Origin of the sequence: Rhodococcus sp. PML026 (assembly GCF_000963615.1) — a bacterium.
GTDB classification, from domain to species: Bacteria; Actinomycetota; Actinomycetes; order Mycobacteriales; family Mycobacteriaceae; genus Rhodococcoides; species Rhodococcoides fascians.
In genome coordinates, this window is sequence record NZ_KQ031375.1 from 130,834 (window position 1) to 157,765 (window position 26,932).

Annotated in this window: 1 protein-coding gene; it reads right to left on the minus strand. The window is 65.6% G+C overall.

Features of this window, described 5'->3' with window-relative positions; all coding sequences use genetic code 11:
* A complete protein-coding gene (locus VF34_RS16220; protein WP_197077478.1) occupies positions 1–26,754 on the minus strand; it encodes a non-ribosomal peptide synthase/polyketide synthase in 26,754 nt (8,917 codons plus the stop codon).
* Between the last annotated feature and the right edge of the window lie 178 nt (positions 26,755–26,932).

The window sequence follows — 26,932 nt, forward strand, 5'->3', positions numbered from 1 at the left end:
TTATGGATATGTATTGCCCAGATGTGCGTCGACAACCGGACCGATCACCGAGACAGCATCGGGATTGGTCATTTCGTTGTGGAAAACGTCCACACCGTGGATGACGATATCTCCTGACACGTACGGTCGCCATTCCTGTGGTGACCGAACAATTCCGTCACTCGCGCCTTTCGTTGCAGAAAAGAACAAAACATTTCCGTCGAACACGTCCGGGATGAACTCGGCCATGATTCGCGTCGAGTTCTCGAATCCTGCATTGATTCTGCGCAAATGATCCGCCGTGACACCGGTGGTCTGCCCCAGGGATTCGTCGAGCAGTTCGACACCACGTTCGTAGGTCAACGGCTCGGACGACGCCTGAGCAGTCAGATCCAGCCCCAGACCCGCGAGCAGGTTCTCGACGCTCAGCTCACCGTCGGCCGTCTCGTCATGGCCGTCGACATAGCTGTCCAGCAACGCGAGAGTCTGCACTTCGCTGCCGGTGCTGCGTAGTTCCACGGCGATCGCATGGGCGAGCGAACCACCGAGCGACCACCCGAGCAGGTGGTACGGACCGACCGGCTGGACAGCCCGAATCTCGTCGGCGTACCGGTGCGCGAGGTCTCGAATCGAGCCGAACGGCGTGCCTTCCACGATGCTGGGCAACTGCAGGCCGTACACGGGACGGTCGTCACCGATCTGGGACACCAGGCCCGCATAGCCCCACGACAACCCAATTCCGGGATGGACGCAGAACAGCGGTTCCTTGGAGCCTGTGCTGCGCAGTGGGATGACCACTCCGAACACCGAATCCAGTTGCGCACCGGACGAATCGACGTCCGACGCGACCCGAGCCGCGAGCCCTGCCGGGGTCGGATCGACGAACAACGCCTGCAGCGGGACGCGAACTCCGACCGCGTTCTCGATAGCCGGGCCGATCTTGGTTGCCACCAGCGACGTGCCACCGAGCTCGAAGAAGTTGTCGTCCATACCGACTCGTTCGACACCCAACACCTCGGCGAACGCGTCGGCGATGGCTGCTTCGAGATCGGTACTCGGTGCCCGATACGGCGTCGTCGACACCGTCAGTTCCGGCACCGGGAGCGCGCGTCGATCCAGCTTGCCCACCGGAGTGAGGGGGATGTCGGCGAGTTCGATGATCGTCGACGGGACCATATGGCGCGGAAGAACGGTCGCGACACTGTCGCGCAATGCCTCGACGTCCACCGATGCACCCTCGGCCGGCAGGACGTAGGACACGAGAACCGTGTCTCCCGACGCCGCATTGTGACCGATGGTCGCCGCGAAGCCGACCTCGTCGTGATCGGTGAGCGCGGAGTCGATCTCGCCGAGCTCGATACGGAATCCGCGGACCTTGACCTGGAAGTCGCTGCGTCCGACGAACTCGAGCACACCGGTACTCCCCCAGCGCACGACGTCACCGGTTCGGTACATCCGCTCACCGGCGGTACCGAACGGGTCTGCGACGAAGCGTTCGGACGTGAGCCCGAACCGTCGCAGGTAACCGCGTGCCGTACCGGGGCCTGCGATGTACAGCTCGCCCGACACCCCGGCCGGGACCGGCCGCAGACGTGCGTCGAGCACCAGGAACCGGAATCCGGTACCCGGCCGGCCGACGTCCACCGTGCCGCCTGGCATCAACGGACCGCCGACACTCGCTTGAATGGTCGTCTCGGTCGGACCGTAGCCGTTGAACATCTTGCGGCCCGGTGCCCACTTCGCCACCAGCTCCGGAGTGCAGGCCTCGCCGCCGACGGCGAGGACGCGGACCGTGCCCAAACGCGTCTCGTCGATCGAGGACAACGCCGCCGGAGTCAGGAACGCGTGCGTGACATGTTCCGATTCGAGCAGGTCGGCCAGTTCGCTGCCACCGAACGTTCCCGGCGGCACGATCACGACGGTGGCACCGACGCCGAACGCCATCGTGAGCTCGTACACCGAGGCGTCGAAACTCGGCGAGGCGATGTGAGACACCCGCGAATCCCGGGTGGGACGGAATCGATCGATCACCTCGGCCTGCAGGTTGGCCAGGCCCCGGTGCCGCACTGCGACGCCCTTCGGGCGACCGGTCGAACCCGAGGTGTAGATCAGGTACGCCGGGTGGTCGAGGTGCAGCGTCGCGGTGCGCTCGGCATCGGTGACTGCGGCCACGGGATAGCGAGAGAGCTCCGATGACGTCTCGGGATCGTCCAGGACGAGCCACGGCACGGTGTCGGGCAGCGACTGCCGACTGTCGACGTCGGTCAATCCCATTGCTGCACGCGAATCTTCGAGCATGTGCGCAATGCGGTCGGCCGGGTAGTTCGGGTCGACCGGCAGGAATGCCGCACCGGTCTTGGCGACCGCCCACACCGACAGAACCGACTCGATGGACCGAGGTAGTGCCAAGGCGACGAACGTTTCCGGTCCGACGCCGTAGTCGATGAGCATTCGCGCGATTCGGTTCGACCAACTGTCGAGGTCGGCGTAGGACAGGCTCACGCCCCGATACGTGACGGCGACCGCGTACGGGTCGAGCGCCACCGAGGCGGCGAGCATTTCCGGCCACGTTCGCAACGCGACGTCGGCGGACCCGCGAGCCGGTGCCAGAGCCTGCTTCTCGTCGGCACCGAGAATGTCGATATCCCCCACCGCGGTGAGTCGATCGCTGCCGACGGCGTCGAGTACGCGAACCAGTCGCGCCGCGATCGCATCGACGGTGGACGCGTCGAACAGCGAGGTGGCGTAATCGAACGCTGCCTCGAATCCGGTCGGCCGCCCGTCGTCGTCGAAGGTCTCGGATACCAGGAGTTGCAGATCCTGCTTGGCCACGGGAACGTCGAAGTCGAAGCCCTCCACGCGCAGATCCGGTAGCTCGAGTGACGCCTTCTCGTTGTTCTGGAACGACAACGCCACCTGCGACAGCGGTGCATACGCCGTCGATCGCGTGGGATTGAGCACCTCGACGATGCGCTCGAACGGCATCTCGGTGTGATCGAAGGCGTCGAGGTCGTGTGCTTTCACCTGCGTGAGCAGATCCACGAACGAGGCGGAGTCGTCGATCCGGCTGCGCAACACCAAGGTGTTGACGAACATGCCGACGAGATCGTCCAGTGCCGCGTCGCCGCGCCCTGCCACCGGAGTGGTGATCGCGATGTCGTCGGTACCGCTCAGGCGCGCCAGCACCACCGCGAACGCGGCGTGCAACACCATGAACATACTGACGTTCTGCTCGCGGGTGATCTCGACGAGTGCCCGATGTATCTCGGCGTCGACGGTGAAGCGAACCCGGCCACCCCGGAAATCCTGCGTGGTGGGCCGCGGGCGATCCGTGGGCAACGGCAGCAGATCGGGTAGACCTGCGAGCGCTGTCGACCAGTACTCGAGCTGGGCCGCGGCCACGCTCGACTCGTCCTTCTCGTCGCCGAGCAACGAACGCTGCCACAGCGTGTAGTCGGCGTACTGCACCGGCAAGGGATCCCAGCCCGGCGCTGCTCCCGTGGTGCGCGCCGAGTACGCGAGCACCACGTCTCGTGCCAGCGGTGCCATCGAGGCTCCGTCGGCCGCGATGTGATGCACCACCATCGCCAGCACGAAGACGGGATCGGCATCGGTATCGGCACCGACGACGTGGAACAGCTCGACGTGCACCGGAATCTCGGTGGTCACGTCGAATCCACGACCCGCCAGGTGCGCCACCCGGTCGGTCAGCACACCGGCGTCGATCGATTCCGGCTCGACCACCGGAGCCACCTCGACGGCCGGATGTACGAGCTGGACCGGGAAGTCCGGTCCGTCCGGGAACGTCGTCCGCAGCGATTCGTGCCGCTCGAGGACGTCGACGACTGCCGCGGCGAGGGCCGCAGTATCGAGCTGCCCGGTCAACTTGACGACCAGTGGCACGTTGTACGCCGCCGAGGTGGTGTCGAACTGGTTGATGAACCACATGCGTTGCTGTGCGAGCGACAGCGGGATGTGATCAGGACGTTGTGTCGCAACGAGATTCGGACGCTGCGCCCGTGTGGACGTTGCGCCGACCGCGCTCGCCAATCCGGCGACAGTCGGCATCTCGAAGATCGTGCGCACGCCGATCGTGGTGCCGAGTTCGGCGTTGACGCGGGCGATGACACGGGTGGCGCTGAGCGAGTCTCCACCGAGCTCGAAGAAGCTGTCGTCGGCACCGACCCGATCGACGTCGAGAATCTCGGCGAACACGGCGGCCACGGTGAGCTCGGCCGGCGTGCTCGGCTCGCGGTACGACGTCGCCGACCCGAACTCGGGCACCGGCAACGCGGACCGATCGAGTTTTCCGACCGGCGTGAGCGGAATGGCGTCGAGCACGACGATGGCTGCGGGAACCATGTGCGACGGCAGCATGCCGGCCAGGTGGTCACGCAGGACACCGGTATCGAACGCGTCCGCCGCGCCCTCGGTGGTTCGTACGTACGACACCAGAACGGTCGCTCCCGAGGGACCCGGAGTGCCGAAGGTCGCGGCGAAGTCCACGGAGGGATGCGATGCGAGCGCCGCGTCGATCTCGCCGAGTTCGATGCGGAAGCCGCGAACCTTGACCTGCGAATCACTTCGACCGACGTATTCGATCGTCAGATCGGGCGACCACCGCACCACGTCTCCGGTGCGGTACATCCGCGCACCGGGTACGCCGAACGGGTCGGCGACGAATCGCTCCGCCGTCAGGCCCAATCGATCGTGGTAACCGCGGGCGAGTCCGACACCCGCGAGATAGAGCTCACCTGCGACGCCGACAGGAACGGGCTGCAGCCGTGAATCGAGCACCACCTCGTACACGCCACGAACAGGACCACCGATCGAGACGGTGTCACCTGCAGTCATCGGCGTGCTGATGTTGGACATGATCGTGGCCTCGGTCGGACCGTAACCGTTGTAGAGATTCCGACCCGGTGCCCACTTCGCGACCAACTCGGCCGGCACGGCCTCGCCGCCGACGACGACGTCGGCGAACGTGTCGAGCCCGCTCGGGTCGACCGACGCCAGAGCCGACGGGGTGATGAAGCCGTGGGTGACCGACTCCGCTGCCAACAGTGCCGCGAGTTCGTCGCCGCCGTAGACGGTGGGCGGCACGATGATCATCGTCGCACCGACGCCGAAGGCGAGCAGGTACTCGAGCACGGATGCATCGAAGCTCGGCGACGAGACATGCAGTGTGCGTGAATCTTTCGTGATTCGGTATCGCTCGCGCTGCTCGGTTGCGAAATTGTCGAGACCGGAGTGCGTGACGACGACACCCTTGGGCACACCCGTCGAACCCGAGGTGTAGATGGTGTACGCCGCGCTCTCGAAGGCGATGCGTCCGTTCCGCTCGGTGGCGTCGATCGGCTCGTCGCTCACTGCGTTCGGGCCGTCCGTCGCCAGATCGTCGAGGACGATCCAGGGCACGGTCGACGGTAGGTCGTCGAGATGGGCGCGGGTGGTGACGCCGAACGTTGCTCCGGAGTCGGCCAACATGTGCTCGATGCGATCGGCCGGGTAGTTCGGATCCACCGGAACGAATGCCGCGCCGGATTTTGCGACGGCCCAGACCGTCAGCACCGATTCGATCGATCGTGCGATGCCGAGTGCCACGAAGGTCTCGGTGCGCACGCCGTGGCCCAGCAGAATTCGAGCGAGTCGGTTGGACCGACGGTCCAACTCCCGGTACGTCATTTCGCCGTCGGTGCTGCGCAGTGCAATGGCGTCCGGGTTCACCGCGGCAGCGTCGGAGAAGATCTCCGGCAGCAGCCGGGCCGAGCGTCCATCGGGTCCGAACACCGGTGCCAGCGAGGCGAACTCGGCGTCACCGAGGAGTCGCAGCCGTCCCAGTGGCTGCTGTTCGTCCTCGAGCACGGCGTCGAGGACACGCTCGACGCGATCGACGATGGCGTGTACAGCATCGACGTCGAACAGTTCCGGCAGGTACTTAGCCTTCAGGTTGAGGCGTTCGTCGACCGACGAAACCAGAGTCAGCGGGTAGTGCGCTGCGTCGGTTCCGAGAATGTCGGTGACCTGCATACCGGCGAAATCGGTTGCCGCAGAAGCGCCGGCCCGGTCGACGGGGTACGACTCGAACACCGTCAAGGTGTCGAAAGCCACGCCTGCACCCGCTGCGCGTTGGATGTCGGTCAGGCCGAGGTAGTGGTGGTCCAACAGCGAAGCCTGCTCGGCCTGAACCCGATCGACCAGTGCACCCAGCGTTTCGCTCCGGTCGAGCGTGACCCGGACGGGCAGGGTGTTGATGAACAGCCCGATCATGCCCTCGATACCCGGAACCTCCGGCGGACGACCCGACACCGTCGCACCGAACACGACGTCCTCGCGTCCGGTGAGGGTGGCCAGCACGACGCCCCATGCGGTCTGGACGAGGGTGTTGAGGGTCGATCCACGGCGAGCAGCGAAGTCACGCAGTGCCGCGGTGGTCTCGACCGACAACGACCGCTCGGTCTCCCGCGACACGGTGGACAATTGCCGGCCACGATCGTCGGTGACCAACAGCGTGGGTTCTTCCACGCCGGCCATTGCACTGACCCATTGCGCAGTGGAGATCGCCACGTCGCGTTGGCGCATCCACGCCAGGTAATCCCGGTAGGCAGGAATACGCGGCAGCATCGAGTCGTCGGACTCGGTGACGTAGAGCGTGATGAGTTCCTTGACGACCAGCGGCGTCGACCAACCGTCCAACAGGATGTGGTGGTTGGTCAGCAGCAGACGCCAGTGATCGTCGGCCAGGGTTATCAGCGTGAACCGCAGCAGCGGTGCCCGGTCCATCTCGAAGCGCACCGCACGGTCGGCCTCGAGAACTGCCTCGAGGGCCACCTCGACATCGGGCTCCCCCCGGAGATCGATCTCGGACCACGGAACAGTGACCGAACTCTGCACGATCTGCAGTGACTCGCCGTTGCTGTTGTGTACGAACGCTGCTCGCAGGTTGGGATGGCGAGAGACCAGTTTGTCGACGGCAGCATGCATCCGCGTCGCATCGACAGTTCCCCGGAGCTCGAGGCCCAGCTGAACCATGTACGCGTCGACACCCGAACCGGCACTGCCGATCTCGCCGGCCAGGCGAGCGTGGAACAGCAAGCCGGCCTGCAGAGGCGACAACGACCACACGTCGTCGAGATTCGGGAACTGCTCTTCCAGAGCATCGATGGATGTCTGATCGATGTCGACCAGCTCGAGATCCGACGGCGTGAAGCCGCCCGCACCGTCGGCCGAGGCGTGCTCGGTGATCGAGGTGAGGGCCTGCGTCCACAGTTCGATCAACCTGCCGACCTCGTCGGCGTCGAGAACGCCCGCGGGGAAGGCGAACGTCGCGTCGAGCTGCGGGCCGTCGGGGGTCGAGGTGGTGACAGCGTTGATGTCCAGCGCCGCAGGCACCGGCATGTCCGGATTCTGCGCGTCGCCGAGCTCTGCGTCGGCCACCGGGATCCAACCCACGTCGTCCATGCCTTCGGTGGATCCGGTGGAGAACCGGCCGAGGTAGTTGAAGCTGACCTGTGGTGCGGCGAAGCCGGACAGAGCCTCGGCTGTAGCGGAATCGAGGTACCGCAGCATGCCGTAGCCGATGCCGTGATCGGGGATCTCGAGCAGCTGTTCCTTGATGGTCTTGACCAGGGCACCGGCCGACGCGCCGCCCGCCAGAGCGTCGGCGACGTCGAGCGACCCGAGATCGAGACGCACGGGGAAGATGGTGGTGAACCAGCCGACGGTCCGACCGAGATCGGCACCGGGCACCACCGCGTCCTCGCGGCCGTGGCCCTCGAGAGTCACGAGAGCGTCCCGCACCGCATCGCCGCGTTCGCGACGCCACGCCGTCAGGGCCAGAGCCAAACCGGCCAGCAGGCCGTCGTTGACGCTGCCGCGGAACACGTCCGGGACAGTGGTCAACAGGCGCTCGGTCACCTCGACCGGCAGGGACGTGCGGACACGCTGCACGGTGGCGTCGACGTCGATTCTCTTGTCGAGCGGGCGAGAACCGATTGTCGGGTCGGCTCCGTCGAGGATCCGACGCCACAGTCCGAGCTCGTCGGTTCGGGCGGCCGTGACCTCGGTGAGTCCGGTGGACCACCGACGCATCGAGGTACCGATCGGAGCCAGTTCAGGCTCCTGGCCGGCGACGATCCGACTCCATGCCGTGGCGAGGTCGGGAACCAGAATGCGCCAGGACACGCCGTCGATCACGAGGTGGTGGGCGACCACGAGCAGTCGACCCGAGCCATTGGGGCTCTGGAACCACACCATCTGCACCATGACGCCGTCGGCCGGAACCAGACGATCGGCAGCGGCGTCGAGCTCGGCCGCGGCAACGACGGAGAATTCGGGGCCGTCGACGGATTCGACCGAGACCGCGTGAAGGACGCTCGCAGCCGAGACTGTTCCGACCGGAGACACTTCCTCGTGCCACTCCCCGTCCGCGTCCTGGTAGAGGCGCGCACGCAGCATGTCGTGACGATCGAGCACCGCTGCCACCGTGCGTTCGAGCGTCTCGCGCTCGATGCCGACCGGAAGCTGAAGCAGCGCTGTTTGTGTGTAACGGCCGAATTCGGTGCTGCGGTCCAACATCCACCGCACGACCGGGGTGAGCGGCATCGGGCCGACTCCCCCACCGTCGAGTTCTTCGAGCACCACGGCGTCGCCGCCGAGAACAGCGACCTCCGCGAGAGCGGCCACGGTCTTGCGCTCGAAGATGTCGCGGGGAGCCAGCACCAGCCCGGCGGCCTTGGCGCGCGAGACCAACTGGATCGACATGATGCTGTCGCCGCCGAGTGCGAAGAACGAATCGTCGACGCCGACGGTATCGAGCCCGAGAACGTCCGCGAACAGACCGGCCAGGATCGATTCGACTTCGGTTGCGGGCAAACGACTTTCGGTGACGTTTGCCGAGAAGTCCGGTGCCGGGAGTGCACGGCGATCGAGTTTGCCGTTGGCGGTCAGCGGCAGCTCGTCCAGGACGATCAACGCTGCGGGCACCATGTACGAGGTCAACGAGTTGCCCACGAAGTCGAGAACGGCCGCATGGTCGAGTGCGCGACCGGCCTCGGCCACGACGTAGCCGATCAGGCGATCACCGAAACCGTCGTCGCGGACGGCGACCACGGAAGCCGCTACCCCGTCGAATGCCAGTAGCGCGCTTTCGATTTCGCCCAGTTCGATACGGAAGCCGTGCAACTGGACCTGCATGTCGCTTCGACCCAGGTATTCGAGAGCCCCATCGCGATTCCACCTGGCGGTGTCACCGGTGCGATACATACGCGCACCAGCATCGCCGGAGGGGTCGGCAACGAAACGTGTTGCGGACAGCCCTGCTCGGCCGAGGTATCCGCGAGAGAGCTGTGCCCCGGACACGTACATCTCCCCGACGACGCCGGGCGGAACAGGATTGAGGCGGGTGTCGAGAACGGCGACACGCAGTGCCGGGATCGCCTGGCCGATGACGCTGGCCGAAGCGGACGCCGCGAACTGCTCGGTCAGAGCCAGATGGCTCACGTGGACCGTCGTCTCGGTGATGCCGTACATGTTGACCAGGGTCGGCGAGGTCTCCTCGTGCCGTGCGTACCAGCGACCGAGCTGCCCGAGATCGAGTGCTTCTCCACCGAAGATGACGTACCGCAGCGACAGTGCGTCCGATCCGTCGGCGGATCCACCGGCCGCGGTTGCCACACGATCGGCTTCGGCGAACTGGTAGAACGCCGTCGGCGTCTGGTTGAGAACCGTGACCTTCTCGCGAATCAGCAACTCACGGAACAGTTCCGGCGAGCGTGCGGTGTAGTAGTCGACGACCACGAGAGTGCCGCCGTGCAGCAGTGGTCCCCACAGTTCCCACACCGAGAAGTCGAACGCGTAGGAGTGGAACATGGTCCACACGTCGCGGTCGTCGAAGTGGAACAGATCCGTGGTGTTCGCGAACAGCGTCGCCACGTTACGGTGCGCGATCTGCACACCCTTGGGACGTCCGGTACTACCCGAGGTGTAGATGACGTAGGCGATCGAATCGGCATCGGTGGTGCAGATGCGGTCGGCGTCGGTCAGCGGGGCTCCGGACACGCTTGCCAGCTCGGCGACCGCTTCGGGTGCATCGAGCAGCAGCATCTCGACATCGGAAGCAGGCACCGATGCACTGTCGGCGACGGTGGAGATCACACAGACCGGTGACGCGTCGTCGAGCATGAAGGCGAGCCGGTCGGCCGGATAGCCGACGTCGATCGGGAGGTAGCCGCCGCCGGATTTGACGACCGCCAGCAGAGCAATGATCAGCTCCTCGGTGCGCGGCATCGCAACCGCCACCAGGGACTCCGACGTCACACCCCGAGCCACGAGGATTCGCGCAAGTCGGTTCGAGCGGTCGTCCAGCTCGGCGTAGGTCAGCGAGCGATCGCCGAACACGACTGCCTGTGCTTCGGGGAACTGCGCAGCGGCAGCGGCGAAGCGGTCGGCCAGTGTCGCATCGGTCGCCGTGTGGCCGTCGTGGTTCCACTGCCGGGCCATGGCGTCGAATTCACCCGGCAACAGGATGTCGATGTCGCCGACAGCACGATCGGGATCGGTGGTCACGCCGGCGAGGACGGCACCGAATCGAGTCGAGAACTCGTCCACGGAGATCTCGTCGAACAGGTCGACCGCATAGGTGATCGCAGCGGTCATACCCGCCGGAGCACCGGAGTCGTCGAACCGTTCCGCGACGGTCAGCTGGAGGTCGAACTTCGCGACGTGGGCGTCGATGTCGACGGCCTCGACGGTGAGTTCGGGTAGCTCCAGTGCCGCCGAGGTGTTGTTCTGGAATTCGAGCAGTACCTGGAACAACGGCGAGTGATCGGTGGAACGGGCCGGATCGAGGACGTCGACGAGACGCTCGAACGGCACGTCGGTGTTGTCGAACGCCGCCAGGTCCGCGGCACGGGTCCGGCGGAGCAGCTCGGTGAACGAGAGATCGGGCGCTACCTCGGTGCGCAGAACCAAAGTCCCGACGAACATGCCGACCAAATCGTCGAGCGCCGCGTCGCCACGCCCGGCGATGGGCGTGCCGACTGCGATGTCCTCGGTCCCGCTGAGGCGAGCCATGAGGATCGACCATGCTGCATGCATGGCCATGAACACGGTCGCGTCGTTCGCGCGGGCGAGGTCCACCAGGCCGGCGTGGACGTCTGGCTCGATCTCGAACCGAACACTGTTGCCGCGCATCGATTGCCGTGCCGGGCGAGGATGGTCGAGCGGAAGCGGCAGCAGCTCGGGTAGATCCGCGAGAGTGGACTTCCAGAACCCCAGCTGCTGTGCTGCCACCGAGCTCGGGTCGGACTCGTCGCCGAGGACCGAGCGTTGCCACATCGCGAAATCGGCGTACTGAACGTCGAGCGGCGCCCACATCGGGGCTGACCCCGACACGCGAGCCCCGTACGCCACCATGACATCTCGAGCCAGCGGTGCCATGGACGCGCCGTCGGCGGCAATGTGATGCACGATGATCGACAGCACGAAATCCTCGGGTGCCGTCCGGTACAGAACGGCCCGGAAGGGCAGGTCCTTCGACACATCGAATCCGCGGGCGGCAGCGGACGAGATCGCGGTGACGATCTCGGTGGCATCGACGTCGACGACCTGCAGATCGGTCGTCGCCGCGTCGGTGCCGAGAATGTGCTGCTCGGGGCGATCGCCGTGCGAGGGGAACACGGTGCGCAGCGACTCGTGCCGCGCCAGCACGTCACCGATCGCAGCGTTCATTGCCTCGATGTCGAGACGGCCTGTCAATCGAACCGCGAGCGGGATGTTGTAGGCGGCCGAGTCGACGTCGAACTGGTTGATGAACCACATTCTCTGCTGAGCCATCGACAACGGAATCGAGCTCGGGCGAGGCTTCGCAGTGAGCGCCGGACGGCGCGCGGCACCGGCCGGGTTGCTGTGCACTCGCACCGCCAACGACTCGACCGTGGGTGCCTCGAACAACGCACGAACGCTGACAGCGGTGTCGAGGGCTGCATTCACCCGAGCGGTGAGGCGGGTGGCGCTCAGCGAGTCTCCACCGAGATCGAAGAAGCTCGAGTCGATGCCGACGCTGCCTACGCCGAGAACCTCGCCGAAGATGTCGGCGATGATTCGCTCGGTCTCGTTGCGAGGAGCGCGCGAGTCGCTGCCGAGGTGCAGATCCGGGGCGGGCAGCGCCTGTCGATCGAGCTTGCCCGCGGGCGTGAGCGGGATCGACTCCAGGGCAACGAACGCCGTCGGAATCATGTGTGTCGGAAGCGAACTCGACGCCCGAGTGCGCAGCGTCGTCACATCGATTTCGTGGCCGGGCCGCGGAAGAACGTAGGCGACCAGGATCGTGCTTCCGGCAGGTCCGTCGACACCGATCGTCGTAGCGAATTCGACTGTCGGATCATCGGTCAGCACCGCGTCGATCTCGCCGAGCTCGATACGGAAACCGCGCACCTTGACCTGGAAGTCGCTGCGTCCGACGTACTCGAGGGTGCCCGACTCGGTCCACCGCACGACGTCACCGGTTCGGTACATACGCTCGCCGGGCTCGCCGAACGGGTTCGCGACGAACCGCTCCGCCGTCAGACCGAATCGCGAATGGTAGCCACGCGCCAGGGCGGGGCCGGCGAGGTAGAGCTCTCCTGCGACACCGACCGGTACCGGATGCAGACGCGAATCCAGCACTACTTCGCCGAAACCGATTGTCGGCGCGCCGATATCGATGGGCGAGCCCACGTGCAGCTGGTCACTGACGGAGGAGAAGATGGTGGCCTCCGTGGGGCCGTACGCATTGAACATGCGCCGGCCCGGTGCCCACCGTGCGACGAGCTCGGGCGGACACACGTCGCCACCGGTTGCAACGACGCTCAGTTCGGTCAGACCGTCGGGGTCCACCGAGGCGAGGGCCGCGGGAGTCACGAACGCATGCGTGACGTGCTGCTGCGCCAGGAGCTCGCCGAGCTCCACGCCGCCGTAGACGGAGGTGGGTGCGATCACCATCGTGGCGGCACCCGAGATCACCATGGCCAGCTCGAGAATGGATGCATCGAAGCTCGGTGACGCGAACGCGAGAACCCGAGCGTTCGGAGTCACCTCGAAACGAGACCGTTCTTCCTCGGCCAGGTTGGCCAGGCCGCGATGAGTGACGGTGACGCCTTTGGGAACTCCGGTGGAGCCGGAGGTGTAGATCAGGTACGCGACCTGGTCGATGTGTACCGGTCGAGTGCGGTCGGAGTCGAGAACCGATGCGGTCGAACGGTTCGCGAGATCGCGGCGAGTGTCGTCGCGGTCGAGGACGGACCACGCAGCCGAGCCCAGACCCTCGACGGCACCGACGTGTTCGGTCGACGTGACGCCGATGGACGCGCCGGAGTCGACCAGCATGTGCTCGACTCGATCACGGGGGTAACTCGGATCGATCGGCAGGAAGGCCGCACCGGTCTTGGCCACGGCCCAGATTGCGAGAACCGATTCGATGGAGCGCGGCAAAGCAAGTGCCACAACGGTTTCCGGACCTGCTCCGCGGGCGATCAACGCACGCGCCAGCGCAGACGACCGAGTGTCCAATTCGGTGTAGGTCAGTGTCCGACCTGCGCTCCACACTGCCGTACCACCGGGGTTGCGGGCAGCAGCATCGGTGAGGATGTCCGGCAGGAGGCGCTCGGTCGTGGAAGCGGGACCACGTACCGGGGCCAGCCTGTTCGATTCCTCCGAGGACAGCAGCGACAGCGATGCGACCCGTTGGTCGGTGTCGGTCGCGATCGCCTCGAGAACACGCACGATTCGATCGACGGTGGCGACGACGACACTGTGCTCGAACAGCTCGGGCAGGTACTTGGCTTCGATGTGCAATCGGTCGTCGACCATCGCGACCAGGGTCAGCGGATACTGTGCGGTGTCGCTGCCGTCGTGCACGTCGTGCACCCGCATGCCGGCGAGATCGGTCTCGGCCGACAGACCCGCTCGGTCCATCGGATACGACTCGAACACGGTGAGCGTGTCGAACGCGACCGCGGGACCGACGGCACGCTGGATATCGGTCAGGCCAAGGTAGTGGTGATCGAGCAGCGAAGCCTGTTCGGCCTGCACCCGATCGAGGTACTGGCCGAGTGTTTCGGCTGGATCCAGCACGATGCGCACCGGCAGCGTGTTGATGAACAGACCGACCATGGACTCGATATCCGAGACCTCCGGCGGACGTCCCGAGACGGTGGCACCGAACACTACGTCCGTGCGACCGGTCAACGTGCCCAGCACCATCGCCCACGAAGCCTGCACCATCGAGTTCATCGTGATGCCGCGTGCCCGGGCGAGACTGCGCAGTCGTTCGGTCTGCTCGGTGTCCAGGGAAACCAACGCGCGGCCGGCCAAGGTCGACTCCTGGCGACGGCTCTCGACCGGCGTCAGCAGGGTGGGTTCGGCGAGACCCGCGAGCGCTTCCGTCCATGCCGCACGAGCTGCCGAGTGATCACGCCGCGACAACCACGACAGGTAGTCGCGGTACGCAGGTACGCGCGGAAGAACGGCGTCGTCGCCGTCCACGACGTAGAGCGTGAGCAGGTCCTTGAGGAGCAGCGGCGTCGACCATCCGTCGAGCAGGATGTGGTGGTTGGTCATCACCAGACGCCACTCGCCCGGGGCCAGCGTCACGAGCATGAAGCGCAGCAACGGCGCCTGTGCCATGTTGAATCGCGTTGCGCGGTCGTCGTGTTCGATTCGCTCGAGCTCGGCTGCGCGATCGTCGACGCTCAGCGACGACAGGTCGACCGAGGTCCACGGCACATCGACGTCGTGATGCACGATCTGGATGGATTCGCCGTCGTTGTTGTGGACGAACGCCGTGCGCAGGTTCGCGTGGCGCCGCAGTAGGGCCTGGGCAGCGCGGCGGAAGCGAGCCTCGTCGACGTCCCCGCGGAGGTCGAGCACCAGCTGCACGATGTAGGCATCGACGGACTGATCCGACAGTTCGGCATGGAAGAGCAAACCGGCCTGCAGAGGCGTCATCGACCAGATGTCGTCGAGAGTCGGGTACACCCGCTCGAGATCGTCGATGGACTTCTGGTCGAGGCTCACCAGATCGAGATCGGACGGGGTGAACCCGCCGGTCCCCGGCCGCTGAGCGAGCTGCGTCAGCGCGGTGAGAGCCTGCTTCCACAACTGGGCGAGTTCGGTGACTTCGTCGGCGTCGAGCACGCCCGTCGGGAATGCGAAGGTCGCCTCCAACCGAGGTCCGGTCGGTGTCGCCGTGGTGACCGCGTTGATGTCGAGCGCAGCGGCGACCGGCAGGTCCTCGTCCTGGGAATCGCCGACGCCGGAGTCGTCGACCGGCAGCCACCCGTGTCCGCGGAGCTCGTCCGGAACGTCGGTGCTGTATCGACCGAGGTAGTTGAAACTGACCTGGGGTGCCGGGAAGTCACGCAGTGTCGCACCGGCCTCCTCGTCCAGGTAGCGGAGCATGCCGTACCCGATGCCGTGATCGGCAACGGCGAGCAACTGCTCCTTGACGGACTTGACCAGTGCTGCTGCCGCGTCCCCGCCGGCGAGAGCGTCGTCGAGGTCGATCCCGTCGAGGGTCAGTCGAAGTGGGTAGATGGTGGTGAACCAACCGATGGTGCGGCTGAGATCGGCTCCCGGAACCACATGGTCCTCTCGGCCGTGGCCCTCGAGAGAGATCAGCGCGTCGGACACGACGACACCGCGGTTTCGTCGCCACACGGCGGTCGCCAGAGCCAGAGCGGCCAGTAGACCGTCGTTGACGCTGCCGTGGAACGCCTCGGGCAGAGCCGTCAACAGGCCCTCGGTGACATCGGTCGACAGAGTGACCTCGACCTTGTCCACCGTTCGATAGACGTCGATCTCGCGGTCGAGTGCGCGTGAACCGATGAGCGGATCGGGATCGGCGAGCGCGTCGCGCCATACTGCGAGCTCGTCCGAACGCGTTGCGGTGACCTCGCGCAGGCCGTGCGCCCAACGACGCATCGAGGTACCGACCGGGGCCAGTTCCGGTGTGCTGCCGCCGATGATCTGAGCCCACGCCGACGCGAGGTCGGGCACGAGAATTCGCCACGAGACGCCGTCGATCACGAGGTGGTGCGCGACGACGAGCAGTCGGCTGCCTTCGGAGCCGGCGTCGAACCAGACCATCTGAATCATGACACCGGCATCGGGTGCCAGACGATCCACTGCTGCAGCGGCTTCCGACCTGGCCTGATCCGAGAACTCCGGTCCCCGAACACTGTTCGACTCCACCCGGCGGACGACGGACTGCGCCGTCACGGAACCGATCGGGAGCACCTCCATCGACGGCTCTTCGGCACGGTGCAGAACTGCACGGAGCATGTCGTGGTGATCGAGGACGGTCTGAACGGTTGCTTCGAGAACGTCGAGCTCGATATCGGACGGCAGTGTCAGCACGGCAGTCTGTGTGTGCTTGTCGAGTACCGACGTGCGGTCGAGCATCCAGTGCACGATCGGGGTGAGCGGGACGTCTCCGACGCCGCCGCCGGGCAGCTCGTCGAGCACGAGCGGAACGGTCCCGTCGCCGGCGGCGACGACCTCGGCCAGTGCGGCAACGGTCTTGTGCTCGAACACATCTCGCGGCGACAGAGCCAGCCCTGCCGCTTTCGCGCGGGAGACGAGCTGAATCGACATGATGCTGTCTCCGCCGAGCGCGAAGAAGGAGTCGTCGACTCCGACGCGATCGAGGCGGAGCACCTCGGCGAACAAACCGGCGAGCGTCTTCTCGACGGCATTGTCGGCGTCGCGTCCCGAGGTGACCTGAGCGGACCAGTCGGGTTCGGGGAGGGCTTTGCGGTCGAGTTTGCCGGCCGGAGTCAACGGGATCGACTCCAACATCACGAACGCCGAGGGCACCATGTGCGCAGGCAGCACCGACGCCGCATGATCACGCAGCACACCGGCATCGAACGACGCACCGGCCACCGGCAACACATACGACACCAACACCGTCGACCCCGCCGCGGACTCACGCCCGACAGTGACCACGAAATCGACACCCGACACAGCCGCCAACACCGAATCGATCTCACCCAACTCGATGCGGAAACCACGCACCTTCACCTGAAAATCGCTGCGCCCCACATACTCCAACGCACCCGAGGCATTCCACCGCACCACATCACCGGTGCGATACATCCGCGAACCCGCACCACCGAACGGATTGGCCACGAACCGCTCCGCCGACAACCCCGACCGCGCGTGATACCCACGAGCCAACGCCGGACCCGCCAGATACAACTCACCCACCACACCCACGGGCACCGGATTCAACCGCGCATCCAACACCACCTCCGCGAAACCGATCGTCGGCGAACCGATATCGACCGACTCCCCCACCACCAACGCCGACGAAATCGACGAGAAAATCGTCGCCTCCGTCGGACCGTACGCATTGAACATCCGCCGACCCGGCGCCCACCGCGCCACCAACTCCGGAGCACACACATCACCACCGGTGACCACGACCTCCACCGAATCCAACCCCACCGGATCCACCGACGCCAACGCCGCCGGAGTCACGAACGCATGCGTGACCCGCTCCTCGGCGAGCAACGACGCCAACTCCACCCCACCGAACACCATCGCCGGCGCAATCACCATCGTCGCCCCACCCGAGAACGCCAACACGAACTCGAGAATCGACGCATCGAAACTCGGCGACGCGAACGCCAACACCCGAGACGACGGCCCCACACCGAACCGAACCCGCTCCTCGGCAGCCAAGTTCCCCACACCACGATGAGTGACCACCACCCCCTTGGGCACACCCGTGGACCCCGAGGTATAGATCAGATACGCCGCATCATCGAGACGCAACACACCCGAACGCTCGGCATCCAACACCGGAGCAGGCGAAGCGAACGCCAGATCCGCCACCACATCGGCATCGTCGAGCACCACCCACGACACCCCACCCACACCCGCAACCGCATCCAGATGCGCACCCAACGTCACACCCACCACAGCACCGGAATCGACCAACATGTGCTCGATCCGATCCACCGGATAATTCGGATCCACCGGCAAGAACGCACCACCGGCCTTCGCCACCGCCCACACCGCCACCACGGACTCCACCGACCGCGACAACGCCAACGCCACGAACGACCCCGGACCCACACCACACGACATCAACACCCGCGCCACACGCGACGACGCCGCATCCAACTCCCCATACGAGAGCACCCGAGAACCCGACACCACCGCAACACCACCGACACCAGCAACACCGACCGCACCAGCCAACAACTCCGGCAACACCACACCCGCAACAGAACGCGGACCACGAACCGGAGCCAACGCTGAGTACTCGTCGCTCGAGAGGATGTCGATGTCGCCGACGCGAACGGACGGCGTGGCCGTCACAGCGTCGAGGATCCGCACCAGACGATCGGACATGACACGCACGGTGTCGGCATCGAACAGTTCTGTGGCGTAACGGAAGCTGGCTTCGATGCCGACCGGGTTCCCGGAAGCGTCGAACTCCTCGGAGACCGTGAGCTGCAGGTCGAAGTTGGAGATGTCGTTGGGCAGTTCGATGCCCTCGATCGACAGCCCGGGCAAGGTCACCGTCGGTCGATCGGTGTGCTGGAACTCGAGCATCACCTGGAACAACGGGGCGTGAGCGGTGGACCTGGCGGGGTCGACTGCGTCGACGACCCGCTCGAACGGCACGTCCGCGTGGGTGAAGGCCGCCAGGTCGACGGTGCGCACATCGGCCAACAGATCCTCGAACGGGGTCGACCCGGGCACCTGGGTGCGGAGGACGAGCGTGTTGACGAACATGCCGACGAGCTCGTCGAGTGCGGCATCGCCTCGACCGGAGATCGGTGTGCCGACCGAAATGTCCTCGGTACCGGACAGCCGTGCCAGCAGCACGGCCAGAGCGGCGTGCACGATCATGAACGAGCTCGAATTGTGCTGCGCAGCAACGGCGACGAGCCGAGCATGCACTGCGGGATCGATCGCGAACGAGACGGTGTCGCCGCGCAAGGACGCCACTGCCGGACGCGGACGATCGGTCGGCAACGGCAGCACTTCCGGGCTACCCGCCAACGCGTCGACCCAGTACGTCACCTGCTTCGCCATCAGGGAGTCGGGATCGGATTCCTCGCCGAGGAATCGGCGCTGCCACAGCGCGTAGTCGGCGTACTGCACCGGCAACGGTTCCTGGCTCGGCGCATGACCTGCAGCTCGGGCGCTGTACGCCACCATCAGGTCGCGGGCGAGCGGCGCGCTGGAGAAGCCGTCGGAGGAGATGTGATGGACCACCATGACGAGTACGTGTTCGTTCTCGTCCTGACGGATCAGGCGGACGCGCAACGGAACATCGGCCACGACGTCGAAGCCGGCACCGGCGACGGCGCCGATGAGCTCGGCGACCTGCCGGTCGTCCTCTGCGGGAACCGGAGTCAGGTCCGGAACGGCCGATGCCACGTCTAGGACGGACTGCACGGGGCCGTCGTCGGTGAGCGGGAACATCGTTCGAAGAGACTCGTGGCGTGTGAGCACGTCGGCTATGGCCGAGCGCATCGCGTCGACGTCGAGGATGCCGCTCAGGCGCATCGCGAACGCGACGTTGTAGGCAGCCGACTCGGTGTCGTACTGATTGATGAACCACATCCGCTGCTGTGCCAGCGACAGCGGCACCACCGCGGGTCGTTCCTGTGGCACCAACCGAGGCGTCGGTGCGGAGTCCTGTGTGCTGACGTCGATGCCCGCGGACAGCGATCGAACAGTCGGTGAATCGAACAGATCTCGGATGCCGATGTCGGTTCCGAGGGCGGCATTGACGCGTGCGACGAGGCGCATCGCGATCAGCGAGTTGCCGCCGATCTCGAAGAAGCTCGAGGTCGCGCTGACCTGTGCGACGCCGAGCAGATCCGCGAAGACGCCCGCGACGATCTCTTCGACCGGATTCTCCGGTCCGACGAATTCGGACGCAGCAACGGTGAACTCGGGGGCCGGCAGTGCCTTTCGGTCGAGCTTGCCGCTGGCATTGAGAGGAAGTGAGTCGAGTACGACCACATGCGAGGGCACCATGTACCCCGGCAGCCGACGTCCGGCTTCGGCGATCACCTCTGCCGAGTCGACCGCGTGACCGGATGCGGAGACCACGTAGGCCACCAACGTCTCGCCGGTGTTCGGATCCTTGTGCACCAGAGCGATTGCCTGGGCGACGGACTCCGAGCGCAGCAGCACCGCTTCGATCTCGGGAAGCTCGATACGCAGACCACGCAGCTTCACCTGGAAGTCGGTACGGCCGATGTACTCGAGTTCGCCGTCGGCGCGCCAACGAACCAGGTCGCCGGTGCGGTAGAGACGTTCACCCGGCTCGCCGAACGGATCGGCGACGAAGCGATCGGCGGTGAGATCGCCGCGGCCGACGTAGCCGCGAGCGAGCTGAACTCCGGCCAGGTACAGCTCGCCGGGAGCACCGATCGGGGCCGGTCGAAGCGACGCGTCGAGCACGTACAGACGGGTGTTCCAGACCGGCGAACCGATGGGAATGGACACGCCGTCGTGGCCGGTGACGTGGTAGTAGCTGACGTCGACGGCGGCCTCGGTAGGACCGTAGAGGTTGTGCAGCGCGGCCTGGGAGAACTGCGCGAACTGCGCGGCGGTGGCGGGCGGAAGTGCTTCGCCACTGCAGAAGACGAGCCGTAGTGACACACAGTCCGCAGCCCGAGCTCCGGCTGCGAACACCGCGAGCATCGACGGCACGAAGTGCGCGGTGGTGATGTGTTCGGCCGCGATGATCTTCGACAGGTACACCGGGTCGCGATGGCCGTCGGGCTCCGCCACGACGAGCTTGGCACCGACCTGCAGGGGCCAGAAGAACTCCCACACCGATACGTCGAACGTGGCCGGGGTCTTCTGCAACACCGTGTCGGCGGGCGCGAGGTGGTACTCGTCCTGCATCCACAGCAGTCGGTTCACGATGGCCGAGTGCGTGACGGCGACGCCCTTGGGTCGGCCGGTGGAGCCGGAGGTGTAGATCACGTAGGCGGTGTTGGCTCCGTGCAGGCTTCCGAGGCGGTCCTGGTCGGTGATCGAGGAGCGGTCGCGATCGGAGACGTCGAGAAGATCCACCGCGAGAACAGGAGTGGCGACCGCGATGTCGATCCAATCGCGGCTCGTGGTGAGAATGCACACCGGCTGAGCGCTCGACAGCACGTAGGACGATCGCTCGACCGGGTGATCGGGGTCGATCGGTACATAGGCACCGCCGGCCTTGACGATCGCGTACATACCCACGAGCAGATCGATCGAACGTCGGATCGCGAGCCCGACGTGGGACTCGGGCCCTACACCCAGTGAAATGAGATGCCGTGCAAGTTGATTGGCGCGCTCGTCCAGCTCCAGGTAGGTGATGTGCTCGTCCTCGAAGACGAGGGCGGTCGAGTACGGACCACGCAGCACCTGACGGTCGAACAGACTGCTCAGAGTCATGTCGACGGCCCCGGTGTGGAGCTGTCGGTGGACCGGATCCTCGATGAGACGTGCGGTGTCGTTCCACTCGAACAGTACGAGTTCTCGTTCGGCCGGGGACAGAATGTCGATGTCGCCGGTACGAATGTCCGTCGAGCTGCCGATGGTCGCGACGATCCTCAGGAATCGGTCGACGAAACGGTCGATGGTCTCGGGATCGAACAGATCCGTTGCGTACGTGAACGACGCCGACAGGGCTCCCGACTCGTCGACCGGTTCCTGGTCGACGCGAAGCTGCAGGTCGAATTTCGCAGTGTCGGTACCGATTTCCTCGAATTCGACGACGAGTTCGGGTAGCTCGAGCACGGCGGTGGCGTTGTTCTGGAATTCGAGGAGCACCTGGAACAGGGGTGAATGATCGGTCGACCTGGCGGGATCGAGTACGTCCACGAGCCGCTCGAACGGAATGTCGGTGTTGTCGAAGGCCGCGAGGTCGGAGCTACGAGCGCCGGCGAGCAGTTCGGCGAAGCTGGCCTGTGGCTCGACCTGCGTGCGAAGAACGAGGGTTCCGACGAACATTCCGACGAGATCGTCGAGTGCTGCGTCCCCTCGGCCGGCGATCGGGGTGCCGATGGCGATGTCCTGGGTGCCGCTCAGGCGCGCGAGGAGCACGGCCAGAGCGGAGTGCACGACCATGAACAGAGTCGACTCGTGTTCGGCAGCAACCGAAGACAGGCGAGCTGCGACATCGGCCGGAATGGTGAACGGTGTGACGCTGCCGCGCATCGACTGACGGGTGGGGCGTGGTCGGTCGAGCGGCATCGGTAGTACGTCGGGAAGGTCGGTCAGCGCGGACTTCCAGAATTCGATCTGGCGTGCTGCCACGGACGTGGGGTCGTTCTCGTCGCCGAGCACGTCGTGCTGCCACAGCGCGAAGTCTGCGTACTGCACCGGCAGTGGTGCCCACGTCGGCTGCGAACCCGCGGATCGAGCACTGTAGGCGACCATGACGTCGCGGGCGAGCGGTGCCATCGAGGCACCGTCGGCAGCGATGTGATGGACCACGATCGAGAGCACGAAGCTCTCCGGGCCGGTGCGGTACAGAACCGCCCGGAACGGGAGATCGACGGTGACGTCGAATCCCGTTGTGGCGGAGCTACGTACGAGCGCGTCGACGGCATCGGCAGCCACGTCGACGACGCGGAGCGGAAGGTTCGGTCCGGTGACGTTCTCGGGCGGAAGTATCACCTGATTCGGCAGGTCGCCCACTGTGGGGAACACCGTGCGCAGCGACTCGTGTCGAGTCAGCACGTCGCCGACGGCAGCGGACATCGCATCGACGTCCAGCCGGCCCGACAGGCGAACGAGAAGAGGAATGTTGTACGCAGGCGAGGATGCATCGAACTGATTGATGAACCACATACGTTGCTGCGCCAGCGACAGCGGAACGGACTCCGGCCGATCGGCGGGAACCAGTGCCGGGCGACGGTGCAGCGATGCGCCCGTCGACTCCGCACGGTCGGCGAGGGTGCGAACCGTCGATGCCTCGAACAGATCGAGGACCCGCAGATCCGTACCCAGAGCTGCGTTGACGCGGGCGATCAAACGTGTTGCGACAAGGGAGTTTCCGCCGAGATCGAAGAAGCTGTCGGTGACGCCGACACGATCGAGCTCCAGTACGTCGCAGAACACGGCAGCCACAGCCGCCTCGTACTCGGTTTCCGGCGACTCCGTGGTGCTCTGCGAACCGAGCTCGGGTTCGGGGAGGGCTTTGCGGTCGAGTTTGCCGGCCGGAGTCAACGGGATCGACTCCAACATCACGAACGCCGAGGGCACCATGTGCGCAGGCAGCACCGACGCCGCATGATCACGCAGCACACCGGCATCGAACGACGCACCGGCCACCGGCAACACATACGACACCAACACCGTCGACCCCGCCGCGGACTCACGCCCGACAGTGACCACGAAATCGACACCCGACACAGCCGCCAACACCGAATCGATCTCACCCAACTCGATGCGGAAACCACGCACCTTCACCTGAAAATCGCTGCGCCCCACATACTCCAACGCACCCGAGGCATTCCACCGCACCACATCACCGGTGCGATACATCCGCGAACCCGCACCACCGAACGGATTGGCCACGAACCGCTCCGCCGACAACCCCGACCGCGCGTGATACCCACGAGCCAACGCCGGACCCGCCAGATACAACTCACCCACCACACCCACGGGCACCGGATTCAACCGCGCATCCAACACCACCTCCGCGAAACCGATCGTCGGCGAACCGATATCGACCGACTCCCCCACCACCAACGCCGACGAAATCGACGAGAAAATCGTCGCCTCCGTCGGACCGTACGCATTGAACATCCGCCGACCCGGCGCCCACCGCGCCACCAACTCCGGAGCACACACATCACCACCGGTGACCACGACCTCCACCGAATCCAACCCCACCGGATCCACCGACGCCAACGCCGCCGGAGTCACGAACGCATGCGTGACCCGCTCCTCGGCGAGCAACGACGCCAACTCCACCCCACCGAACACCATCGCCGGCGCAATCACCATCGTCGCCCCACCCGAGAACGCCAACACGAACTCGAGAATCGACGCATCGAAACTCGGCGACGCGAACGCCAACACCCGAGACGACGGCCCCACACCGAACCGAACCCGCTCCTCGGCAGCCAAGTTCCCCACACCACGATGAGTGACCACCACCCCCTTGGGCACACCCGTGGACCCCGAGGTATAGATCAGATACGCCGCATCATCGAGACGCAACACACCCGAACGCTCGGCATCCAACACCGGAGCAGGCGAAGCGAACGCCAGATCCGCCACCACATCGGCATCGTCGAGCACCACCCACGACACCCCACCCACACCCGCAACCGCATCCAGATGCGCACCCAACGTCACACCCACCACAGCACCGGAATCGACCAACATGTGCTCGATCCGATCCACCGGATAATTCGGATCCACCGGCAAGAACGCACCACCGGCCTTCGCCACCGCCCACACCGCCACCACAGACTCCACCGACCGCGACAACGCCAACGCCACGAACGACCCCGGACCCACACCACACGACATCAACACCCGCGCCACACGCGACGACGCCGCATCCAACTCCCCATACGAAAGCACCCGCGAACCCGACACCACCGCAACACCACCGACACCAGCAACACCGACCGCACCAGCCAACAACTCCGGCAACACCACACCCGCAACAGAACGCGGACCACGAACCGGAGCGAGACGCGCACGTTCGGCGGCGGAGAGCAACTCCACGTCACCGACGGCACGCTGTGGGTCATTCGTCAGTGCGTCGACGATGCGCACCAGACGACGACCGATCTGAGCAACACTGCCGGCATCGAACAGTTCTGTGGCGTAATCGATGACGACATGCGGAGATTCGGACTCGTGAACCGTGACGACGAGATCGAAATCTATTCCGTCGCGCGGAAGCGGAGACTCCCCGAAGCGGAGCGCGACCTGGGCGAGGGGGTTGTGCGAGCCGGTTTCGGCCGAGCCGAGTGCTCGGGCTATCTCGGCGAAGGTGGCATCGGCGTGGGCGGACGCATCGACGAACTCTGCCGCGGTGGTGCCGACGAAGTCCGAGAACGACTGGCGGCCGTCGGGGCGGGTGCGCAGAACAACCGTCTCGCCGCGGCCGGAGGGTACTGCGATCGAGACGTCGTCGGTGGATGCGAGACGCGAAAGAAGAACGGCCACAGCGGATTCGAGCACGACGAACGGGGTGGTCGAGCTGTCGTCGGCGAGCCGGCTCACGGCATCCCACGCTGCGGACCCCAGGGCAACCTCGTGCGATGCACGAACATGCCCGATGCGCGAAGGCCGGGGGCGGTCGGTCGGCAGCGCGAGCAGGTCCGGTGCATCGGCCAGTCGATCGACCCAGTGGGCTACGTGCGCCGCAGCGCGTCGGCGGCGGCGACCTTCGAGGGCGCTGTCCGGATGAACTTGCAGGACGGGCACGTCCGGGCCGGAGGCGATGAATTCGGTGACCATGTCGACGAAACTGGAGTGATGCGTCGTCAGGTCGTTGTCGTCGTAGCGGTTGGGGTTTGCCCGGAAATCGACGAACGTTCTTGCAGGAGTACCACTCTGGTAAACGTTGACGAGGAGGTCCTCGACCGGGCCGGACGTGACGATGTTGAATTCGCCGACGATCGAGCCGAGCTGAATCTGCTGATGGAACAGCATCATGTTGACCATCGGGCCGGCGAGTTGTTTGTCGCTTCCCGTGGCTGCCAACTCGCGCCGGATGTCTTCGATGCTGAACCTCTGGTGCCGCAACGCACCCATCAGCTCGAGCTGTACCTGCTGTACGAGTTCACCGACGGTGGCCTTCTCGGAGACGCGCATCGGAATGGGTGCGACGTTGACCAACATTCCGCCGGATCGACGGAGGAGGGCCGTGGTGCGCGCGGACACGGGGATGTTGACCAGGACGTCTTCTCGCCCGGTCATGCGCGAGAGGTAACAGCCGAATGCAGCGATGAACACCGCGGCGGCCGTCCCGCCCTTCGTCGAGTCCGACGCTTCGAGTTCGGTGACGACGTCATCGGGCAGTGCGACACTGCGCAGCTTGCTGGCCGCGATGGTACGACCGGGTGTGTTGGACAGCGTGGCACCGTCGTGGATGCCCGCGGCCCTCGATGTCCAGTACTCCTTGTCCGTCTCGAAACGAGTGGACGTCCGGTACTCCTGATCGAGGTCGTACAGTCGCCGAAGTTCGGCTGCCTTGTTCGGCTCGGGTTCGACATTCTCGACCGCTGCGGTGTAGAGCGCAGCGGTGCGCTGGACCAGTGTCATGGCACCGTAGCCGTCGAGGGCGACGTGGTGGATCTTGCTGTACCAGAGGTTGCGTTCGTCCTCGACCTGAAGAATCCAGCTGTCGACGAGCGGATCGTTCTCCATGTCGACCGGCTTGACGTAGTTCTCGTCTATCCACGCCAGCGCCGACGCCATCGGATCGTCTTCTCCGCGAAGATCCAGGTAGTGCACCGACTGATCTATGCCGTGGTCGACCGTCTGAACCGGCTCCCCGTCGACCTGGGCCAGGCGCAGGTAGGCAGACTGGAACTCGTGCCCGGCGCGGGCCGACGCCTCCTGGAGAACCGCTATGTCGAGTGGTCCGCGCAGATCGACGTATTGGGCGATACAGACAGCGACGTCAGGCGCGAGTTGTTGCGCAAACCACATTCCGCGCTGCGCCGAGGACAGCGGGAAGGAATTGTCGAACCCTGTTCCGGTCGGCGGGACCTGAGAGCCACCGGTGGTCACTGCGCGCATTCACATGCCTTTCGGCGGGACGGAGGCACCGGCAAAAGCCGACGTCGAACCCGTGGAATCGGAGCCTTCGGCCGGGTGAGAGATCTCCGGCCGCGGCGGCGTCTGCGCGCGATTGAGCAATTCTGGCGTCCGTTCTGGTCTGCGTTCGTATCGGTCCACACACACTCGATGGCGGTTG